The sequence below is a fragment of the Candidatus Enterococcus myersii genome (assembly GCF_017316025.1).
Lineage (GTDB): Bacteria > Bacillota > Bacilli > Lactobacillales > Enterococcaceae > Enterococcus_C > Enterococcus_C montenegrensis.
In genome coordinates, this window is the sequence record NZ_JAFLVT010000006.1 from 44,802 (window position 1) to 64,767 (window position 19,966).

The following is a 19,966-nucleotide window of genomic DNA, read 5'->3' on the forward strand; positions in this document are numbered from 1 at the left end:
ATCATTTTCAAATTAAAATTATTCCAATCGCACTAAAATGGCTCGTTATTTTATTTCATAATAAAAAAACAAATTTAACAAAACGCGTCCTAATCGAAATTTAGGCAAAAAAAAACAGCCCGAAAAAAATTTCAGACTGTTTAAAAAATTTTTAAAATTTATATAAGCAAACTAATTCGCAACTTTAGCAATTCTACCTTGTTCAATGTAAACCATTAAAATACTCAAGTCAGCAGGATTAACACCACTAATGCGGCTCGCTTGGGCAATGGTTTCGGGTTGAATCTTGGTTAATTTTTGACGCGCTTCTGTCGCAAGACCATTAATGACCGCATAATCAATGTTGGTTGGAATTTTTTTGGCTTCCATCCGTTTTAATTTTTCAACTTTTTCTAAGGCTTTTTTGATATAGCCTTCGTATTTGATTTGAATTTCAACTTGTTCGATCTCTTTTGGGGAAAGATTCTCGTCAGCAGGGATAAATTGTAATAATTCAGCGTAGCTAATTTCCGGACGGCGTAAAAATTCATTGGCTAAAACACCATCTTTCAATTGTGCTGCACCCTTTGTTTCTAAAAAGGCTTGAACTTCAGCCGTCGGTTTAATCCGGATTTTCATTAAACGGGCAATTTCATTTTCAACCGCTTCTTTTTTGGCTAAGTAAGCTTGGTATTGTGCTTCTTTTACTAACCCAATTTCATGACCCATTTGTGTTAGACGCAAATCGGCATTGTCATGGCGCAAAATCAAACGATATTCCGCGCGGCTGGTTAATAAGCGGTAGGGTTCTTGGGTGCCTTTTGTAACTAAGTCGTCAATCATCACACCGATATAACCATCGCTGCGTTTTAAAATCAATGGTTCTTTACCTTGAACCTTTAAGCCTGCGTTAATTCCGGCAATCAAGCCTTGGCCGGCAGCTTCTTCATAGCCAGAAGTACCATTGGTTTGTCCTGCCGTATAAAGATTTTCAATTAATTTTGTTTCCAAAGTTGGACGCAATTGATGTGGCACGACCACATCGTATTCAATCGCATAACCTGTCCGCATCATTTCGACATTTTGCAGTCCCGCAATCGAACGCAACATTAAAACTTGCACATCTTCTGGCATTGAAGTAGATAAGCCCTGCACGTAAACTTCTTCTGTATTTAAGCCTTCTGGTTCCAAGAAAAGTTGGTGACGTTCTTTGTCTGCAAAACGCACAATCTTATCTTCAATTGACGGACAATATCTCGCCCCCACACCTTCTACAATCCCGGTAAACATTGGCGCGCGATGTAAATTATCGCGAATAATTTCGTGGGTTTTAGGACTTGTGTAAGTCAACCAACAAGGTTCTTGATCTTGTTTATAGGCACTATCCGGCGTTGAATAACTAAAGTGATTGGCTTCTTTGTCTCCAGGTTGGATTTCTGTTTGCGTATAATCAATTGATCCAGATTTGACCCGTGGTGGTGTCCCTGTTTTAAATCGGGCAATTTCAAAACCTAATTCTTTTAAGCTATTGGCAAGTCCAACTGATGGTTGTGAATTATTCGGACCAGAAGAATATTTTAATTCCCCAATAATAATTTCACCTCTTAAAGCTGTACCGGCTGTAATAATAACCGCTTTTGCGCTGTAACGTGCACCTGTATTGGTAATTACGCCTTTACAAACACCATCTTCAACGATCAATTTTTCTGCCATTCCTTGACGCAGGGTTAAATTTTCTGCTTGCTCAATTGTATGCTTCATTTCTTGTGCATAAGCATGTTTATCTGCTTGTGCCCGTAATGCACGTACTGCCGGACCTTTACCTGTATTTAGCATCCGCATTTGAATATATGTTTTATCGATGTTCTTGCCCATTTCGCCGCCCAGCGCGTCAATTTCCCGCACCACAACACCTTTTGCTGGACCACCGACTGAAGGATTACATGGCATAAAGGCCACCATATCCAAATTAATCGTCAAAAGCAGCGTCTTATTGCCCATACGCGCATTGGCTAACGCCGCTTCACTACCCGCATGACCCGCGCCAACAACAATAACATCATAACTCTCCGCTTGATATTCCATGAAATAAATCCGCTCCTCTTAGCTGCTGTATAGACTGGGCTGACAGTGAGTAATAAGTCTGTCTTCGTTTCACTACGCCTACAGTTCAACTAAATAGAAGACATTAAGTTGAACTTGCATATTGTCGAACTGTTAAGTCTATTACAGCGCGATTTAATTTAGCTGCTGAATTTTATTATTTTAAAATTTTTAACCGTTTTTATTTGCCTAGACAGAATTGGCTGAATAGTTGGGTGATAAGTTCGTCTTGTACGCTATCGCCGACGATTTCGCCTAAGAAATCCCAGCAGCGGGTCATGTCGATTTGAACCAAATCGACTGGCATACCAGCTTCTATTCCTGTTACCACATCTCCTAGCGCTTGATTGGCTTTTTCCAACAAGGCGATGTGACGGGTATTGGAAATGTACGAGGCATCTTTTTCACCAGTTTGCCCAGCGAAGAATAATTCTGCGATTGCCTGTTCCAATTGATCCAGACCTTCATTTTGCAAAACAGAAACAGCAAAAATTGGGGCATCATCTGCGAGTTTCTGTAATTTTTCTTGTTCCAATTTAGCTGGTAGGTCAGTTTTATTTAGCAAAATAATTCGTTTGGTATCTTGGGTTAATTCCAATAATTCCAAGTCGGCTTTGGTTAAGGCTTCACTTTGATTTAATACCAGTAAAATCAAGTCTGCTTCTTCTAACGCTTTGCGGCTGCGTTGCACGCCGATTTTTTCAACAATATCTTCTGTGTCGCGAATTCCGGCGGTATCGATTAATTTTAATGGCACCCCTCGCACATTCACGTATTCTTCAATGACATCTCGCGTTGTGCCGGCAACGTCTGTTACAATTGCTTTTTCCTCGGCTAATAAATGATTCAAAAGACTAGATTTGCCGACATTTGGTCGCCCGATAATCGCCGTACTTAGACCTTCCCGCAAAATTTTCCCTTGTTGGGCGGTTAAAAGTAATTGTTCGATTTGCCCTTGCACTTGATTGGCTTTTTCCAGCAACAAGCGCGTCGTTAGTTCCTCTACATCGTCGTATTCTGGGTAGTCAATGTTGACCTCCACTTGCGCCAATGTTTCCAAAATTTCTTGGCGTAGGGAACGAATTAAGCTGGATAAATTTCCATCTAATTGATTCAGCGCCAAATTCATCGCCTTATCGGTTTTCGCCCGAATTAAATCCATCACGGCTTCTGCTTGGGATAAATCCACCCGCCCATTTAAGAAGGCCCGCTTGGTGAATTCGCCTGGTTCTGCTAGCCGGGCGCCTTGTCGCAGCAATAATTGCAAAATTTGATTCACCACGACGATTCCGCCGTGACAATTAATTTCAATCACATCTTCTCTGGTAAATGTTTTTGGGGCCCGCATCACGGAAACCATTACTTCATCTACCATCTGCGCTGTCGCTGGATCAAAAATATGCCCGTAGTGAATGGTATGGCTTGCAACATCTGCCAGACATTTGCTACCGCTGCGATAGACTTCATCTGCAATTTTCACTGCATCATCCCCACTTAAACGGACAATACTGATCGCCCCTTCGCCAGGCGGCGTGGAAATTGCGGCAATCGTATCAAATTCTTGGGTAATATTTGCCATTAGTTAAACTCCTTTTTTTAACTGTATCGCCTGCAGTTAGTGATTAAAACTATTTTTGTTAAAATAAATTTTAAAATAAAAATTTGCGATAATCCGCGGTCTAAAAGGATTCTGCCACGATTTATTGCAATAAAAAAAGTGCTTCATCTTTTGCAAATAGGAAAAAAACTTCTACTTAGAGAAGCTTCCAACAATTTACAAAAGACAGCGCACTTTGACTGCAAGTCCTTAAATTCTGGTCATAGACTAGCATAAAATTAGCCGTCTTGCAAGATTTCATGCCAGAATTTGTGAGAGGTTTTAGCTTTACTTAAAGGTTCTTATCACGGTAAAATTAAATTACAGTTAATTTCAGCTCTTTTGGGGCTGTTTGCAACAATAAATTTGGTTTCTGCTGGTGAATTATTATTTCGCAATTTTGACAAAATAATCATTTCAGCACCAAACCTACAAGGAGTGAGCGATATGACATTTGACAAACAAAAAGAAGACGACATGCGCATTCACGAAGTTATTATCTCCACTGGTAACGTCAACCGTAGCTACGCTGTGCGGGACGTAATTTTCGTTGCCGAAAAATTTGAAACAGATTTATTTGATGAAACTGTCGACCCCAACGAATCACTGCAAGATATTATGTTGATGTTAAAGAAAAAGGCCTTTTCTTATGGCGCCAATGCTGTCATCAACTGCCATTTTGATCACGATCACGTGCAAGTTGACGGCAAAACGTATTTGGAAATTTTCGCTTACGGCACCGTCGTCCAATTTATTGAAACAACCGTTGGCGGCTAAGTACAAACAGCTAAAAACTTATTGTAAGTCTGTGCTACAACAAATTAGCTTTAATTTGTTTAGTTCAGACTTTTTTTTCAGATACATTACATTAATAAAGCAGAAGAATTTTTAGACAGTTAAAAAAACAAGTGGTAAAATTCAGCCCACTTTTTAACTAAGGGCTTTTTTTCTTCTCATCCAGAAAGGAAAACAATTATGAATCAATCCATTCGTGCCAGTACCAAAGAGTTTTTTCACCACTGGGGCAGTTATGTTTTATTAGTTTTGACAATGAGTTTGGCTTTGGAGTGGCTCGTTATCCCTTTAGCCCGTTTTCTAACAGAATACGTGTTAAAAGTTGGTCGCATTCCTTATCTAACCATTACCAATCTGCCCACTATATTGATTAGCCATCCTTTTGTCACCTTGGGGCTTTTAGCTGTCGTCTTTTTAATTTTAATCGCCTTATTTTGGCAATTTTCTTTTTTGCTCTACGGCATCAGCCTCATTCAAAAAGAAGGCAGTTTAAAACCAATGGCGCTCATTCGTTACTCGGTGAAAGAAATTTTTCACTTGCCTAAGAGTACCTTCTTTTATTTTTTGATTTACGGCTTTCTAATTTTACCCTTTGCAAATTTCTTTTTCCAAAGCGTGCTTTTAAGTAAAATTAAAATTCCCGATTTTGTTTTAACCTTTTTAATTGCCAAACCGCTTTTTGCCGTTTTAATTTTCTTGTTCTTTTTGGCGATGGGCTATCTCGGGTTGCGTTCTCTGTATTTTTTACCTAATTTAATCTTGCAAAAACAACCGGCGCGCCAAGCCTTCTTCAATAGTTGGCAAAAAAGCAAGGGGCATCTAATCAAAGTCTTTTTCCGTTTGTTTTGGCTTAACTTATTAACAGCTATCTTAACGATCGTCGTTATTTTCTGCTTGTATCTACTTCAATTGGGACTAGATCAGTTACCGAGCTATTGGCCATTAGCAGGTGCGACTGTGAATTTAGGCATCATGGAAATTGCCACACAGCTGATTACATTGTGGGCTATGGTTGTCTTTTTCCAAATGATTTTACCCCCAAAAATTTTGTTACCACAATTAGGTACAACAACCAAAAAGCACCGTTTTCCTACGCGTGTTTTGGCTGGAGGCGTCATATTTTTCATCACCATTGCCGTCATGATTTATAATGCCCTCTTTCTAACCGGCGCTATGACTACTTTACCGCTAACGATTTCTCACCGCGGTGTCAATGGCGCAAATGGCGTTCAAAATACCATTCCCGCGATGGCAGACACGTTAAAAGAAAAACCCGACTATATCGAAATGGATATTCACGAAACCGCAGATCAACAATTTGTCGTGATGCACGATGAGAATTTATCTGCATTGGCCGGAGTAAATAAAACGCCCCACGAATTGACCTTGGCACAGCTCACAGCGCTAACAGTCCGGGAAAATGGCCACAAAGCCAAAATTGCTAGCTTTGATGATTACCTGTCTTATGCCAATCAACACAAGCAAAAATTATTAATTGAAATTAAAACAACACCCCACGACTCACCAGTAATGCTAAAAAACTTTATAAAAAAATACCAAGCAACGATTTTAAAAAATCAGCATCGCATTCATTCACTGGATTATCGCGTCATTACCGGCTTAAAAGCCCAAGCGCCCAACCTATTTGTTAGCTTTATTTTGCCTTATAACTTTGTCTATCCCAATACCAAAGCCAATGCGTATACCATGGAGCAGACAACGTTAGATAACAACTTCATCATGCACGCCCAAGCTTTGAGAAAACAAGTTTACATTTGGACTGTCAATAACAGCACTGAAATGGATAGCCTCTTTTTCATGGATGTCGACGGGATTATCACAGATGATCTTTCCACTCTAAATGCAGAAATCCGTTCCTTTAAAGACAGCCCATCTTATGCCGATCGCTTGCTTTTATATGTCACGCAGCTTGCAAGTTGGAACAATCAAGAAAACTAAAAAACAAGCCAAATTCTACTGCCAAAAAATTGCCGCAATTCTGACAAAAACTAGCGATAGTCTGGGATTTTCTAATAATTTTATCCTTTTTTGATAGTGCAAAAGACCTGCCAAATATTAGCAATGACACTAATATTTAGCAGGTCTTTATTTTATTGCCTGTAAATGAAATAAGGTTTTGGGGTATTACCTTGTTCTAAAGCTTTTCTCGTCGCGCTTTTTCCATTTTACGTAATTTGTGATGCGCTTTTTTGGAACCCCGTGTTAAATCTCGTTTGAATTTTTCTTCGTGAAAATCGTGAAACAAACTTTCAACGTCATAATCATGAGGATATAGTTTTTCCGCTGCCATTTCCAGATGCAAGCGCCGCAGCGGGACTGAAAAAAATTCGTTATTCGAATACAAAATTCCCTCTTCACCATCTGCTTCATAAAACAATGCGGTCACATTTTCTGGTGCAACGACCCGATCACCTTTTTGAAATTGTGGCAATTTCGGCCGTGATGCATTGCCTTGGCTAATATTTTTGAATTCTCGCTTTTTCCCTCCATATTCTTTTTGCTGCAATAATTGACGACTGCGATCAATCACGTCTTTTTGCAGCTGCATTTTTTCTGCAATCCAAAAGGCGTTACTGCTGCCCACAGCATTCATCAAAAGTTGATATTTAGGCGTTAAGGTTTTCGCATCAAAAGCCATTGCCGCTGTTTTAAAATCTTCATGGGCTAAGGCAAAATCTTTAATTTCGCCATAATGGGTGGTCGCCACTACCAGTGCGCCATTTTGATACATCTGCTCCATAATCGCAATGCCTAGCGCTGCACCTTCATTGGGCTCTGTCCCGCTACCAATTTCATCGAGTAAAACCAAAGTCTGACGTTTGGTGTGGCGTAAAATTTCGGCGATATTTTGCATATGACCCGAAAATGTACTCAAAGCGTTCTCCATATCTTGTTGATCGCCAATATCAATTAAGATCTCTTTGAAAATCGCGATGTTGCTATTGCCATCATGATGAACCAACACGCCAAAAGCTGTTAGTAGACACGTTAATGCCAGCGTTTTTAACACCACCGTTTTTCCCCCTGCATTGGGACCGGTAATAATCAGCCCTCTGGCATCTTTGCCTAATGAAACCGATAATGGTACGGCGTTTTTGCCTAATAAAGGATGGGTGACATTTGATACATGTAAAATTTCTTCATCGTTGACGGCAATTTTCACGCCATCAATACTGCGGGAATATTTGGCCCGGGCAAAAATAATATCTAGTTCCACCACAATTTCTAAACTATAAGAAATTTTATCTTGGGACGCTGCCAATAAGCCGGTCAAATACGCCAAAAGCTGATAAACTTCTGCGACTTCTTCTGCTTGTGCCAAAATTAATTTTTCATTCAGACGGGCAATATTACTAGGTTCCACAAAAACCGTCGTCCCTTTATTGGAGCGTTCAATAATCGTACCGGCAATTTTATTTTGAAACTCTGCTTTGACTGGTAATGTGTACCGCTCGCCTTTTTTCAAAATTAAGCGTTCTTGTAAATATTTTTGCGTGGTACCATTGCGCAAATATTTTTGTAAGGCCGTCTCGATTTCTCCTTCAATTTTTTGCACTTGATTGCGGGCTTTGCGTAATTGGCGGCTACTGTCGCTATTTAAGCGCGTACCGTTGACCATTCCCGTAATTTCTCTGGTAATTTCGGTAAAATCCCCCAGCTGCTGACTGTAAGCAAACAGATTCGGCACTTGATAGGAATTTTTTTGTAATAATTTTTGAATCAGTTGAAAGGAGCGTAAAAAGTCGCTGTATTCTGTTAACTCACTCGGCTCTAAAATTTGCCCCTTTGAAACTTTTTGCGTTAATTGACCGATTTGCGTCAAACCCATCAAAGGAATATGCTGACCAGAAGCTAGAATTGTCATAGCCTCTTGTGTTTCCTCTAACCAATTGCGCACAGTGTGGATTTGTGTGGCAGGATCTCTTTTTAAAATGGTTTCTTTCCCTTTATCACTAATCGCCGTCTGGCTGATTAAAGTTCGAATTTTGGTAAATTCCGTTTCAGTTAATACGTTTTTCATTTGAATTCCTTTCTTGCTTAGACCCTATTCTAAACGCAAAAAAGCCTCGTTAGAATGATGATAGAAAAGCTGTACAAACGCGTTTAACTTCCAAGCAATAAGACAGAATTTCATTAAATTGTTTCCCAAATTTCTTGAAATTTAGCTTATTGCCGTAGGAAGTTCGTGCGTAAAGCTAGACACATAGAAAAGCTGAACAAACTTGCTCAGGCTGCAAAAAATAAGAACGGGATTTTTGAAAATTGCTCTTCAAATTTCTCAAGATTTTGACTTATTGTCACTGCGAGTTCGTGCGTAAAGCTAGACACAAAAAAAGACGATAGTTTCCCTATCGTCTTTAAAATCTTGCGCTTACGAATAGGCATCTAGAGCATCACAAATAAACCTTTTGTTTACTTGTTTTTAAATTGCTGATTAGATACCTGTTACACTCACAAATAGCCCTCTTTTTCTTCTAACGAGTTATTGATTACTATTTCAGTATAAAAGAGACCGCCAAAAGTTGCAAGGTGGAAGATAAAAGTTGTCCTTGCTACGATTCAAATAAAAGCCCAGGCAAAAAGTGAAGGCAACTTCAGAATTGCCTTTGTTCATAATCGATTATGTTAGTGCCTGTAAAAAGAAAAACCCACCAAAACAAATAACTGCTAATAGGAAAAAACTCAGTAGACCTTTTGTCTTTTTTGAAATGAGCATCTGAATAATTTTAATCACAACACTGATTCCCATAACTAAACAGGAAATAGTAGGTATAATTAACCAATCCGCCACATGAATCCTTCTTTCTTGCGTAATACATATTACGAATTGCGTATATATGACAGCTGTAATAAAAACCATTATAACTCATAAATTAAGGAATTATCTTCCCACATTTACTTTTATAGGCAACAAAAAAACGTCTGTTAATGGCGTAACAGACGTTTTTCAGACCAAAGTAATGACTACGGCATCGTATCTTACTTCGATAAGAATGATTTCTAGTAAAATATACTTGGTTTTTTTCGGGATGTCAATGAAATGCGGGTGAGTTTATGCTGAGAAAAGCCCATAAGATCGGGATTTCTTACTCCTTTTCGATTATTTTTTCTAGGATAAAAAACAACGTTAAAAAAGTTTATTAAACTAAAAAGAAGCCTATTTAGCTTGCCTAGTCCTCTTTAACTGCCAAAAAATTCCGACTAATTTTCTTTAAAAGAACTGAAAATAAAAGACTGGCAAAAATAAAAAAAGAAATAGGCAGACATAAAAGAGTTCCATTACAAAAAATTATCTTTTTAGGAGAAAAAGAGATGGAAAACACAGTTTTGTTATTGTAGAAAAACTTTTGTTCCATTAATTCCCTGCTGATCAAAAATAGAGGGGAGAATCAGTTTTCACTGGCTCTCCCCTCTATTTTTAAATCTTTTTTAATCCCGCTTTTGGGGGCTTAATAATACTTTTTATTTGGTTCCACTACTAAATAGCGGTAAGGTTCGTCCCCTTCAGAGTGAGTCTTTACGCTGTCGTCATGACTTAAAGCAGAGTGAATTTGTTTACGTTCAAAAGCTGGCATCGGCTCTAAGAAAACCGGCCGTCCTGTTCGTTTCACTTTTTCTGCCGTCCGTTGTGCTAGCCGTTCTAAAATAGCCTGACGTTTTTGGCGATAATCGCCGACATTGACTACAACCGAAAGTTTATTTTTCGCAACGCGGTGAATGAAAACTTGAGCCAAATACTGTAAAGCATTTAACATTTTACCGTGTTTACCAATTAGAATCCCTTGTTTTTTCGTGTCCAAATGGAAGATAACCAACCCATTTTCCCGCTCTGTTTTGACCAAGGCAGGTGCATTTAATTCGTTGGTAATATTGGTTAGATAAAGCGCAAGTTGTGTTAAAGCTGCTTCGTCGTCTAAGTCAGATAAAATTTCTGCAGTTGTTGGCGTGATCTCTACAATTGTTTCTTCTGCAGCTGGTACTTCAGCTGTAACGACTGGTGTTTTGTCAGCGGCAACGAGTACGTCTTCAACGGTTTGGCTGACAGCTTCACTAATTTCTTCTGTCACCGAAGGCTCAATTGAAACGCGGGCATTTTTTTTCCCCATTCCCAAAAAGCCTTTTTTGCCTTCATCTAAAATCTCAATTACAGCTTCGTCTTTTGAAATTCCTAATGCAGTTAAACCGGCTACTACTGCTTCACCACTGGTTGCTCCTTCATAAATCGGCATCAAGGTAACCCCCTTTTATTTTTTACGTTTTTTCTTATTCGGATTCATCGCACGTTCCAAAGCACGCTCCCGCGCTTTTTCTTGACGAAGTGCTTCTTCACGTTCTTTTCTAATCTTAAATGGATTGTTGATTAATAATGTTTGCACCACTTGGAATGCATTGGAAATTACCCAGTATAATGACAAACCACTGGCAAGTCCTAGCCCCATCATTAAAATCATCAATGGCATTGCAAAGTTCATAATTTTTAAGCTGGCATTTGCTTCTACTTGGCTCATACTTGAAAGATATGTGCTGGCAAAAGTAAATACCGCCGCTAAAATCGGTAAAATCAGATAGGGATCTTTTTCCCCTAAGTTCAACCATAAGAAATGACCTTGAGATAATTCTGGTACCCGTTGAATCGCTTGCCATAACGCCATCAAAATCGGCATTTGCACTAACAGCGGTAAACACCCCGCATAAGGATTGACGTTATTTTCAGCGTAAAGCTTTTGCGTTTCTTCTTTTAATTTTTGCTGCGTTTCCATATCTTTAGCAGCGTATTGAGCTTGCAGCGCTTTGATTTTTGGTTGTAATTCTTGGGTTTTCCGCATACTTTTTGTTTGGAAATGCATCAATGGCATTAAAATAATCCGCACGACTAAAGTAAATAAAATAATCCCAATTCCGGCATTACCAAACGATAATGCTTTAATAGCGCGGGCAAAGTTCCAAACGATGTAACGATCCCAAATTCCAGTACTGTTGGCACTTACTTCTCCGGTTGCACCACAGGCTGACAAGAATACTACCAGTGCCAGCATGCCGCTTAAAAGCAGTGCTTTTTTGACATGTTTCTTTTTCACGAGGCATGATCCCTTCTAACGATTATTTAAATAATTTTTGCGAGTTTTAGTACATGTTTCAAATTTTGCAGCAATTCTTCACTATCTAATTCACTCACAGTTGGTCGAGCGATGATAATAAAATCAAGATTCGGATCAATCTGATCTTTTAGAGTATACAAACTAGCACGGATTTTCCGTTTCACACTATTGCGCATCACAGCATTGCCGACTTTTTTCCCCACCGAAATACCAACACGAAAATGGTCTTGTTCTTTCGGGAGTTTATAGACAACAAAACGGCGATTCGCACAAGAGCTGCCTTGCTCAAATACCCGCTGAAAATCTCGTTCTTTTTTGACACGATAGGCTTTTTTCATGACGTTTCCTTCACTTCTTCTAAAATCATTTGCTCATACCTTTCAATAATACCATAATTCCCCCCTAAACTTTACCCTAAAAAGAAAAGTTACGGGGACTCTTTTAGCTCGCAAGCAATAAAATAAAATCTTGCTAAATTGTTCTTCAAATTTAGCAAGATTTTGGTTTATTGTCGCCGCGAGTTTGTCACTGTAACTGGATCAAAGAAAAGCTTTTCGAACTCGTTTTACTCGTCAGCAATAAGGCAGAATTTCAATAAATTGTTTTTCAAATTTCTTGAAATTTTGACTTATTGTCGTAGCGAGTTAGTTCGCAAAGCTGGATCTAAAGAAAAGCGAAACAAACTTGTTCAGTACGCTAAAAATAAGCGCAGAATTTTCAGAAATTGTTTCTCAAATTTTTGGAAATTTTGACTTATTTCTTAGCGTGCTAGTTTGTGCAGCTGGATCAAAGAAAAGCTGAAAGCGCTGGGTAACTCTTTGGAAAAATGTCGGAAATTTGGATGCTGATGTTCTTTATCAGAATCAAATTTTTGAATTTTTCCCGAAGAGTTGGTGCTTGAAGCTGGATCAAAGAAAAGCTTTTCGAACTCGTTTTACTCGTCAGCAATAAGGCAGAATTTCAATAAATTGTTTTTCAAATTTCTTGAAATTTTGACTTATTGTCGCCGCGAGTTAGTTCGCAAAGCTGGATCTAAAGAAAAGTTACGGGGACTCTTTTAGCTCGCAAGCAATAAAATAAAATCTTGCTAAATTGTTTTCCAAATTTCGCAAGATTTTGACTTATTGTCGCCGCGAGTTTGTCACTGGGGTCAAATCTAAAACAAAAAAAAGCCACTCCAATTTCACCTGCCAAAACCTCTACCATGATGAGATTTTTTTACGTGATCTTGAAGTGACAACTTTATTTACTATGTTAGCCAACATAAAAAAAATACCACTGGCAACCAGTGGCTTAAGCTGACAATACTTTACGTCCTTTAAGACGGCGGCTAGCTAAGACGCGACGGCCGTTTTTAGTGCTCATACGTTTACGGAAACCGTGAACTTTTTGACGTTTACGTTTGTTTGGTTGGTAAGTTCTTTTCATTTATTTCCACCTCCGAGGTAATTCTCATATCCATCACTACAGACATACTTTGATAGTATAACGACTCCGATTGCTTTTTGTCAACTACAAAATCACGCTAAAACGTCAAAAAAGTTATCCACATTTCTTTATAAAGCCTGTTGATGGTTGTGAATTCACAAAAAATTTTTGAAAGTTAAATTAAAGTTTTGGAAATAATTATCCACACTTTCACACAGCTTAAAAACTTTTCCACAAGCAATTATTTTTCTGTGGATAGACGTTACAAAACGCTGTTACAATCCACTATTTTATCCAAAAGACCTTGTGGAAACTTTTCAAAAACTCAAATTTGTCCACATTTTTTTTAGGCCTGTGGATTATTTTTATACCTGTTGTTAATTCACATTTTCATCTTCTTGTTTATTTGTGGAAAACTTGCTGAAAATAAATTTTTTTCTGCTTTTTGCTCTCTGCCTGTGGAAAACTTCTTTAAAAAGTGATAAATTAGGGATACCTCTTTTTGTCTGCTTCTTTTTAAATTGGCAGCAATCTAGAGTTCGTGAAATTTCACAAAGTGCCGCCAGATCCTCGTAATTTATTACTAGGTGTTTTTTGAGGCGCTCTTTTGCTTTTTAAGCCCGCTTGGGATGTCTTAACTATTATGAATATACGTAAATTAAAACGCAGGCCGTTTTATTGATTGGAAAAAATTAAGGAGGAAACTCATGTCATCATATGAAGCCTTGTGGCAAGAGGTGTTAAACAGCTTAAAAAATGACCTCAGCCCTGCCAGCTTTCAAGTTTGGGCAGAAAGTGCTAGTCCTCTTTCACTAAAAAACGATGAGCTTTTGATCAAAGTCCCAACTAAAGTTCACCGTGATTATTGGGAGAAAAATTTAGCACCACGGGTGTTAGAAAACAGCTATCGCCTTTATGGCAGAGAAATTATGCCGGCTTTTATCACAGAAGATGAAGTGCAAGAAGAAATGCCTCAAGCAAAAGAGGAAAAAGTGGAAGAAAAAGTGGATCGTTCCATTATGTTAAACCCAAAATACACCTTTGACACTTTTGTTATTGGGCAAGGCAACCAGATGGCTCACGCTGCCGCTCAAGTTGTCGCGGAAGAACCCGGTTCAATTTACAACCCGCTTTTCTTTTACGGCGGTGTTGGTTTAGGGAAAACCCACTTGATGCACGCAATTGGGCACGAATTATTAAAATATCGCCCCAATGCCAAAATTAAATACGTTAGTAGTGAAAACTTCACCAATGACTTTATTACCTCGATTAAAAATCGTACCAGTGAAGAATTTCGCCACGAATACCGCAGTGTCGATTTATTGTTAGTCGACGATATCCAATTTTTGGAAAATAAAGTTGAAACGCAAAACGAATTTTTCTATACCTTTGAAGAGCTTTACAAAAACAACAAACAAATCGTCTTAACCAGTGACCGCTTGCCAAGTGAGATCCCGACTTTGCCGGAACGTTTGGTTTCCCGCTTTGCTTGGGGCTTATCTGTCGATATTACACCGCCAGATTTGGAGACGCGAATTGCGATTTTGCGGAAAAAAGCGGAAGCAGAGCGTTTGGAGATCCCAGATGACACCCTAAGTTATATCGCCGGTCAAATCGACTCCAACATTCGCGAATTAGAGGGTGCACTTTTGCGGGTGCAGGCCTATGCGACGATGAATAATGCGGAAATTAGCACCAGTCTAGCTGCCGAAGCATTGAAATCTTTAAAGAGCAATGGCGGCGTTGCCCAAATTTCCATTTTGCAGATCCAAGAAGAAGTTGCAAAATACTATCACATTTCAATTAAAGACTTAAAAGGGAAAAAACGGGTAAAAAGTATCGTCGTTCCGCGGCAAATCGCCATGTATTTATCCCGGGAGCTGACTGATAACTCTTTACCAAAAATCGGCGCTGAATTTGGCGGCAAAGATCACACGACCGTCATCCACGCCCACGAAAAAATTCAGCAATTATTAGACAATGATCTGACAACCCAAACTGAAGTTTCAGAAATTAAAAATTTATTATTAAAATAAGCATGTGGATAAATTTTGACGTTTTCCATTTTTTATCCACAAGTTATACACAGTGGAAAACTCTTCCTGCATCTTAGGTTTTGACACTTATCCACTGCTTCAACAGGCCCTACTACTACTACTATCTTTTTACTCTTAAATATAAAGGCATCCGCCTTCTTTTAACTTTGAAAAAAATGCTATAATCAGCATGAGTCATTTTTAGTTTTTAGCCGTAGTAAGCTAGGGAAAATTATTAAAAAAAGTAAAACAACATCAGCTACATTTTTCTAATTGCAATTATTTGTAAAAAGCGAAATATTTAAGTTTTGCAGTTTGTGGTGTTTAAACCTATTTTCCACCTGATAAAAAATTGTTACACATTAAAAAGATTGGAGTGCCATCTATGAAAGTCACAATGAATCGTTCTGCCTTTATGCAGGAATTACAAACTGTCCAACGGGCGATTTCTTCTAAAACTACTATCCCAATTTTAACGGGGGTAAAAATTGTTTTAACAGAACGCGGTTTAACCTTAACTGGGAGCAATGCCGATATTTCCATCGAGACATTTTTAGCCGTTGACAATGAAAAAGCGCAAATGCTGGTGGAATCAGCTGGTTCTATCGTGTTACAGGCACGTTTTTTTAGCGAAATTATCCGCCGCTTGCCAGAAGATACTTTCACGATGGAAGTTGTGGAAAATGAACAAGTTGCCATCACTTCTGGAAAAGCTAACTTTATGGTAAATGGCTTGGATGCAGATAACTACCCACATTTGCCAGTGGTAGAAAGTCGCGATCAATTAAAATTATCTGCACAAACCTTAAATCAATTAATTAGTGAAACTGTTTTTGCTGTTTCTGCCCATGAAAGTCGCCCAATTTTAACTGGGGTTCACTTTGTGTTAGAAAACAAGCAACTATTGGCAGTCGCAACCGACTCACACCGCTTGAGCCAACGGGTTATACCTTTGGAACAAGAAGCAGAGGATTTCAATATCGTTGTTCCCGGCAAGAGTTTGATTGAATTATCTCGTTCTTTAGCAGATGATGAAGAAGAAATTGCGATTAGCATTATGGAAAATCAAGTCTTGTTCCAAACTGAAAATATGCTGTTTTATTCTCGCTTACTGGAAGGAAATTACCCTGATACCAATCGGTTAATTCCAAGTCAATTCAATACTGAAATCGAATTTAGCGTGCCGAATTTCTTAGCAGCAATTGAACGGGCCTCTTTGCTTTCTCATGAAGGTCGGAACAATATTGTGCGCCTTTCAATTAAAGAAGATGCCGTGATGCTTTACGGTAATTCTCCTGAAGTCGGAAAAGTAGAAGAAGCATTAAATTATGAAAAAGTTAGTGGCGATCCGTTGGAAATTTCCTTCAATCCTGACTACATGAAAGCGGCATTGCGAGCTTTTGGCGATATGAGTATTACCATTCGCTTTATTTCAGCTATTCGTCCTTTCACATTGGAACCTACAGCTGGCCAAGCCAACTTTATCCAATTGATTACCCCAGTGCGAACCAATTAATAGCTAAAAATTAAATTTTGAAACGATAAACTGCCAAAAAGTCCTCTTCTTAGTAAAAATAAAGTTCATTTTTGCTAAGAAGGGGAAATTTATTTGGCAGTTTTTTTGTTATGGAAAAATTTGAGAAACCATTTCTGAAAATTCTGCGCTTATTTTTAGCGAGCTACGCAAGTTTGTTTCGCTTTTCTTTGGATCTAGTTATAGGAACTAACTCGCGGCGACAATAAACCAAAATCTTTGCGAAATTTGGAAAACAATTTAGCAAGATTTCATTTTATTGCTTGCGAGCTAAACGAGTTCCGATAACTTTTCTGTCTGAAAAGGCTTGCAAATTGTTTTTTACTGTGCTAGATTATGTCTGAGGATTGTTACTGTTTGGCAGGCAAAACCGGAATTTACCGCAAGTATCAAGGGGGAAATTCTAGGTTTTTTTATTTTGTCTGGAAATGAAGCAGACGCAGGGAGTGGGAAGCGTGGTAATTGAAAAAATTCTAAATAACAACATCGTCATGTCCCGCAATGAAGCTGGTGAAGAGGTCATTTATATGGGACGCGGTCTGGCTTTTGGTAGAAAAGTCGGGGATGTGATTGACGCTGGTGTGATTGAAAAAGAATTTATTTTGAAAGATTCGCTAACTTCTGGTCAATTTCAACAATTGTTTGCTGATATTCCATTAGAGGAAGTAGATTTAGTCAAGCAGATCGTCGACAATGCAGAGGAAAAATTGCAGCAAGAATTGTCGTCAAATATTTATCTGACGCTAACCGATCATATTCACTACGCATTGGAGCGTTGCAAAGAAGGAATTGAAATTCCCAATCCGCTTTTATTTGAAACCCGCAAATTTTATCCTAAAGAATTTGCCTTAGCCCAAGATGCGATCACTTTAATTAACGAAAAACTGCACGTGACTCTGCCGGAGTCAGAGGCGGGTTTTATCGCTTTTCACATCGTCAATAGTGAACAGCTGAATGCCGACGGCTCGATGCAACAAACGATGCAGGCAACAGAAATTGTGCGGGATATATTGCAGATTATCAGTCGTTTTTATGGTGTGGTTTTCCGCCAAGATTCCCTAAGTTATCAGCGGATCGTCACCCATTTACAATATTTTGCCCAGCGCTATTTAAAAGATGAATTAAAAGAAGAGCCTGATGAATTTCTTTTTGCTTTAATTCAGTCTAAATACCCGAAAGCTTTTCAAACGGTGCAGCGTATCAATGATTATTTAGTTAAAACGTATCAAAAACCCCTGGGAGAATCTGAGATGATTTATTTGACAATTCACATTCAGCGGGTGGTTTCAGAGGAATAAACATTCAATCAATAACGGATTGTTACTGTACGGCAGGCAAAACCCAGATTGAAAAGACAAAGATACCAGATGATTTATTTTATTTGGGATCATGTTTTTTCTATCTGGGTTTTTTATTTTTTTTAAAACAAATTGAAAATGATAAGGAGAGAAAAAAATGAGTAGTAATGAAGAAATTGCAAAACGCGTCTTAGAAGCTGTTGGGGGCAAGGAAAATGTGAATAGTGTGGTACATTGTGCCACCCGCTTACGCTTTAAATTAAAAGATGAAGGCGTTGCGGACACGCAGCGTTTAAGTCAAGATGACGATGTTATTCAAGTGGTACAAAAGGGTGGGCAATATCAAGTCGTTATCGGCAGTCACGTTGGTGATGTTTACCGAGAATTAAACGGTATCGCTGATTTTAATAATGAAAAAGAGGCCGCACAGGAAAAAAGTGGCAATATTTTTGATCGTTTAATTGATATTATTTCTTCTATTTTCACCCCATTTTTAGGAGCAATGGCTGGAGCTGGGGTATTAAAAGGCTTTTTGACTTTGGCTTTGACTTTAAATTGGGTGAGCGATACTTCTGGTGTTTACGTCGTTTTATGGGCGATTGCTGATGGTTTATTTACGTGCTTGCCAGTGATGTTGGCTTTTACGGCGGCTAAAAAATTCCGTACCAATGAATTTTTGGCAGCGGCGCTAGCAATGGCATTGGTGCATCCTTCCATTACTGCTTTAGCGGGGCAAACGTTAAGTTTTCTAGGCCTGCCGGTTATTATCGGAGCAAGTGCTTATACTTCTTCTGTTATTCCAATTATTTTAGCTGTCTTTTTACAAAGTTATGTTGAAAGATTCTTTAAAAAAGTTATTCCGAGTTTCTTACAAACCATTGTTGTGCCACTGGCTATCTTTTTAGTGATGGCACCCTTAACTTTTATTGCAGTGGGTCCTTTGGGTACGATTTTAGGGAACGCATTAGGTAGCGGTTATGATGCGATTTACAATTTTAGTCCAATTATCGCTGGTGCTGTGATGGGTGGTTTGTGGCAAGTCTTTGTAATGTTCGGGATGCATTGGGGCTTTGTACCGATTATGATGCTGAATTTAAATCAAGTAGGTTTTGACACGATGACACCGATGCTATTACCAGCTGTTTTAGCACAAGGTGGCGCAGCCTTAGCAGTTTTCTTTATGACCAAAAATGTGAAGTTAAAAGGATTGGCATTATCTTCTACCATCACATCATTTTTCGGTATTACAGAACCAACTGTTTATGGGGTTAACTTACCGCTTAAAAAACCTTTTATTGCAGCTTGTATCAGTGGGGCTGTTGGGGGAGCATTTATCGGCTTTTTCCAAGTCAAAAATTACGTTTTTGGTTTAATTAGTTTGCTTAGTTTGCCAGGTTTTATTCCCCAAGACACGAAAGCTATCACAGGTTTAATGATGGCAGCTATTGGTACTGGGATTGCCTTTGTTTTAGGCTTTGTTTTAACATTTGTCTTGCGTTTTGACGATCAAGTGGAAGTAAAACAACTAGCTGCGGCTGATAAAGCAGATACAGTCACTCCAGTGGCACAAGAATTAGCAAGTGGTCATACGATTATGTTAGCAAGTCCTTTGAATGGTGAAGTTTTACCTTTGACCCAAGTAAAAGATCAAGTTTTTTCTTCTGGTGCACTTGGAAAAGGTGTTGCCATTGAACCAACGGAAGGAAAGTTGTATGCACCAGCCGACGGAACTGTCACAACACTATTTCCAACTGGGCACGCAGTAGGAATTACCACAGATGAAGGTGCTGAAGTTTTAATGCATATCGGCATGGATACCGTCGAATTAGATGGCAAAGGATTTACGATTAAAGTACAACAAGACGATCAAGTCAAAAAAGGAGATTTATTAGTAGAATTTGATTTAGCTGCAATTAAAGCGGCTGGTTTATCTACGATCACACCGATTGTGATCACCAATACGAATAGCTTTATGGACGTTTTGGATATGGATCAAAAAGAAGTCATTCACGGGGAAGATTTTTTAACTGTGGTAAAATAAAAATAACAAATTATTCAACAAACAAGGAGGAAAA

13 protein-coding genes are annotated in these 19,966 nt (G+C 38.7%); 6 read left to right on the top strand and 7 right to left on the bottom strand.

Annotation, left to right across the window (positions count from 1 at the left end):
• Nucleotides 1-171: 171 nt before the first annotated feature.
• Nucleotides 172-2,064, bottom strand: coding sequence for a tRNA uridine-5-carboxymethylaminomethyl(34) synthesis enzyme MnmG (gene mnmG / locus JZO76_RS04155; RefSeq protein WP_206902922.1), 1,893 nt, complete (start codon nucleotides 2,062-2,064; stop codon nucleotides 172-174).
• A 199-nt stretch (nucleotides 2,065-2,263) separates the two neighbouring features.
• Entirely contained in the window at nucleotides 2,264-3,661 is a 1,398-nt protein-coding gene (mnmE, locus tag JZO76_RS04160; protein WP_206902923.1) for a tRNA uridine-5-carboxymethylaminomethyl(34) synthesis GTPase MnmE, read from the bottom strand.
• A 465-nt stretch (nucleotides 3,662-4,126) separates the two neighbouring features.
• Between mnmE and JZO76_RS04165 the strand changes: the two genes are divergently transcribed.
• A complete protein-coding gene (locus JZO76_RS04165; protein ID WP_206902924.1) occupies nucleotides 4,127-4,456 on the top strand; it encodes a heavy metal-binding domain-containing protein in 330 nt (109 codons plus the stop codon).
• Between the two features lie 198 nt (nucleotides 4,457-4,654).
• Entirely contained in the window at nucleotides 4,655-6,433 is a 1,779-nt protein-coding gene (locus JZO76_RS04170) for a glycerophosphoryl diester phosphodiesterase membrane domain-containing protein (protein ID WP_206902925.1), read from the top strand.
• Nucleotides 6,434-6,629: 196 nt separating this feature from the next.
• Here the strand turns inward: JZO76_RS04170 and JZO76_RS04175 are convergent, their stop codons facing one another.
• The 5 genes from JZO76_RS04175 to rpmH all read right to left on the bottom strand — a co-directional run bounded on the left by JZO76_RS04175 (nucleotide 6,630) and on the right by rpmH (nucleotide 13,023).
• Nucleotides 6,630-8,516 (bottom strand): endonuclease MutS2, encoded by a 1,887-nt coding sequence (locus JZO76_RS04175; RefSeq protein WP_206902926.1) that lies wholly within the window; start codon nucleotides 8,514-8,516, stop codon nucleotides 6,630-6,632.
• 1,429 nt (nucleotides 8,517-9,945) lie between these two features.
• Nucleotides 9,946-10,725, bottom strand: coding sequence for an RNA-binding cell elongation regulator Jag/EloR (jag, locus tag JZO76_RS04180; protein ID WP_206902927.1), 780 nt, complete (start codon nucleotides 10,723-10,725; stop codon nucleotides 9,946-9,948).
• Nucleotides 10,726-10,740: 15 nt separating this feature from the next.
• Entirely contained in the window at nucleotides 10,741-11,532 is a 792-nt protein-coding gene (locus JZO76_RS04185; RefSeq protein WP_206903062.1) for a YidC/Oxa1 family membrane protein insertase, read from the bottom strand.
• Nucleotides 11,533-11,600: 68 nt separating this feature from the next.
• The gene (gene rnpA, locus JZO76_RS04190; RefSeq protein ID WP_206902928.1) at nucleotides 11,601-11,933 is read right to left on the bottom strand and encodes a ribonuclease P protein component; all 333 of its coding nucleotides are present in this window, start codon (nucleotides 11,931-11,933) and stop codon (nucleotides 11,601-11,603) included.
• A 955-nt stretch (nucleotides 11,934-12,888) separates the two neighbouring features.
• Entirely contained in the window at nucleotides 12,889-13,023 is a 135-nt protein-coding gene (gene rpmH / locus JZO76_RS04195; protein WP_010766794.1) for a 50S ribosomal protein L34, read from the bottom strand.
• A gap of 707 nt (nucleotides 13,024-13,730) precedes the next feature.
• On the opposite strand from rpmH, the gene dnaA reads away from it, so the two are divergent.
• The 4 genes from dnaA (at nucleotide 13,731) to JZO76_RS04215 (ending at nucleotide 19,932) form a co-directional block, all read left to right on the top strand.
• Complete coding sequence (dnaA, locus tag JZO76_RS04200) at nucleotides 13,731-15,059, top strand: chromosomal replication initiator protein DnaA (RefSeq protein WP_206902929.1); 1,329 nt, start codon at nucleotides 13,731-13,733, stop codon at nucleotides 15,057-15,059.
• Between the two features lie 385 nt (nucleotides 15,060-15,444).
• Complete coding sequence (gene dnaN / locus JZO76_RS04205; protein ID WP_206902930.1) at nucleotides 15,445-16,575, top strand: DNA polymerase III subunit beta; 1,131 nt, start codon at nucleotides 15,445-15,447, stop codon at nucleotides 16,573-16,575.
• Between the two features lie 473 nt (nucleotides 16,576-17,048).
• Nucleotides 17,049-17,891 carry a BglG family transcription antiterminator LicT gene (licT, locus tag JZO76_RS04210; RefSeq protein WP_206902931.1) on the top strand — a complete coding sequence of 281 codons (843 nt, stop codon included), beginning with the start codon at nucleotides 17,049-17,051 and terminating at the stop codon, nucleotides 17,889-17,891.
• Between the two features lie 157 nt (nucleotides 17,892-18,048).
• On the top strand, nucleotides 18,049-19,932 hold the full coding sequence (locus JZO76_RS04215; RefSeq protein ID WP_206902932.1) for a beta-glucoside-specific PTS transporter subunit IIABC: 1,884 nt from the start codon (nucleotides 18,049-18,051) through the stop codon (nucleotides 19,930-19,932).
• Nucleotides 19,933-19,966 lie beyond the last annotated feature (34 nt).